At 66.2% G+C, this 2,151-nt stretch carries 1 protein-coding gene and 2 pseudogenes; 1 reads left to right on the forward strand and 2 read right to left on the reverse strand.

The genetic code is table 11. The features are described 5' to 3' along the window. A pseudogene (locus tag JCM25156_RS24800) lies at positions 1 to 177 on the forward strand (4-(cytidine 5'-diphospho)-2-C-methyl-D-erythritol kinase); the annotation flags it as partial. 149 nt (positions 178 to 326) lie between these two features. Here JCM25156_RS24800 and JCM25156_RS32415 read toward each other — a convergent pair. Then, a pseudogene (locus JCM25156_RS32415) lies at positions 327 to 1,311 on the reverse strand (SDR family oxidoreductase). Positions 1,312 to 1,452: 141 nt separating this feature from the next. Continuing rightward, entirely contained in the window at positions 1,453 to 2,031 is a 579-nt protein-coding gene (locus JCM25156_RS14535) for a YqaA family protein (protein WP_025813639.1), read from the reverse strand. Positions 2,032 to 2,151: the final 120 nt, after the last annotated feature.

Genomic DNA, 2,151 nt, shown 5'->3' on the forward strand with positions numbered 1-2,151 from the left:
TGCCGCCTTGCGCGCATGAGCGGATCGGGGGCCACCTGCTACGCCCTGTTTGACAGTCCCGCCGCCGCACGGGCCGCGCGGGCGGGTGTCCAGCGCGCGAAATGGTGGGTCTGGGCGGGGGATCTGTACCGTGGCGGGGCGCGGGTGGCCTCTTCGGCCGCATCACTCCCTGCCTGATGGCGCGGGACGCCAGCAGGTAGGCAAGGGGCTGTTTTCAGAAAGCTTCAGGGAACGCCGCCTTTTTGAAAAAAGGCGGCACCCAAAAACTTTTATTGTTTTATTTCAATTGCTTGTTTCCAAGCAGCTTCTAAAAAGCCGTCGTGTTTTCAGCCCCGCCTGCGGCGCAGCGCGAACAGCAGCATCCCCAACAGCCCCGCCACCGTGGCGAACTGGGCGTGGCGGCTGGTCAGGAACAGCGGCATGCCCTTGCGGGTGATCATGTCAAAACGGCCATGGGCGGCGTAAGCGCCCGGTACGGTCTCGAACAGGTCATCGGGTTCATCGCCCGTAACCGGCATTTTTTCCATCTGTCGGCCATACCCCTTGCCCGCCAGCCAGCGGTCCGATAGGCCGGGCAGGAAGGTGCTCAGCACCCAGTTGCGCATGCCCGACAGGCCCACCCAGATGTCCCGTTCCCGCCCGAAGGCGGCCCGGCAGATGGCCTCGGCCGCGATTTCGGTTCATAGACCGGGCCCATCGGCTTCAGGTGCTTGCCGGTATGGTTCCGCGTCCATGAAAAGCGCGGCGTGTTGATGGCGGGCAGGTGAACCAGCGCGATGTGGATGCGGTCCCCATCATGCAGGATTTCGGGCCGCAGGCTTTCGGAAAAGGCGCGGACAGCGGCGCGCGCCCGTTTTCCACCGACTGGAGCGGCGGCGGGCGCTGGCTGGCCAGCCGGTCAAGGTTGACGATCGTGCCATGCCCGCGCCGCCGCATGCGGCTCAGCGCCGCGCGCGTGCCGTTGACGGTGCCCAGATAGGTGACTTCCGTCGCGCGCCGGATCTCATCGGCGCCCAGGGCAGCGATCTGGCCGGTTACGGTCGCCCCGGCACAGTTGATCCAGAGCGTGATGGGGCCGAGCTGTTCCTCGATCTCCTCGGCGGCCTGTTCGACGGCCGCCGCGTCGGCTACGTCGGCGCAGGCGATATGGGTGCGGATATTGAGTTCGCGCAGTTCGGCCGCCGCGTCAGCCAGCCGGTCGCGGTTACGACCGATCAGGGCGACATCGCATCCCGCGCGCGCCAGTGTACGCGCCGTGGCGCGGCCGATTCCCGCGCCCGCTCCGGTAATGACAGCAACCTGCTGCGGCATGAATTATGCTCCCCACCCGTGGATAGATACCCGCCCGGCGCATGGTTGGCCGCGCGGAATGAAATGACAAGGCGCGCAGCCTATCACGGCCCGCCGGGGCCGAACACTGCCACGCGGGCAGGCAAGCCCTGATGCGGGCGCTCAGATATATTTCAGCGCCACCACGCCCCCCAGCAGCGCCACCGCGAACATAAGCGCCACCAGCGGCAGCCTGCGTTCGATAAAATCCTGTATGGGCGCGCCAAAGCGGCGCAGCAGGGCCGCGAGCAGGAAGAACCGCGCCCCACGGGTCACGGCGCAGGCCAGCAGGAACGGCGGCAGCGAAAAATGCGCGGCCCCGCTGGCGATGGTGACGAATTTGAACGGGATGGGGGTCAGCCCCTTGAACAGGACGATCCACACCCCCCATTCACGGAAGCGTTCCTGCAGGGCATGCAGTGTGTTTTCGGCATGATAGAACCGCGCGATGGGCATGGCGGCATAGTCCAGCAGGAACGCGCCGATGGTCCAGCCCAGTATGGCCCCGCACACGCTGGCCAGCGTGCAGATGGCCGCCAGACGGAACGCGCGTTCCCGGCAGGCCAGCACCATGGGTACGAGCATGATGTCGGGCGGCAGCGGGAAGACGCTGGCCTCGGCAAAGGCGATGACGGCCAGCCAGATGGCGGCGTGCGGACTGGCAGCCAGCGCAATGATGCGGGCATACAGGCGGTTAAGCATTAGCGGGCAATGCCATTCTCCCCTGTCCGGAGCAAGAAGTTAGTTGGAATCCGGTTATTCCGGCCCTGTCACGCGACCCAAACGGGCCAGCGGCGCAAAGGCTCCGCGCGCGGGATGAGG

It is taken from the genome of Komagataeibacter kakiaceti JCM 25156 (assembly GCF_000613305.1).

Excerpts from the sequence above, each read along its gene's own strand:
- JCM25156_RS14535 (WP_025813639.1), bottom strand. The coding sequence starts at position 2,031 with ATGCTTAACCGCCTGTATGCCCGCATCATTGCGCTGGCTGCCAGTCCG.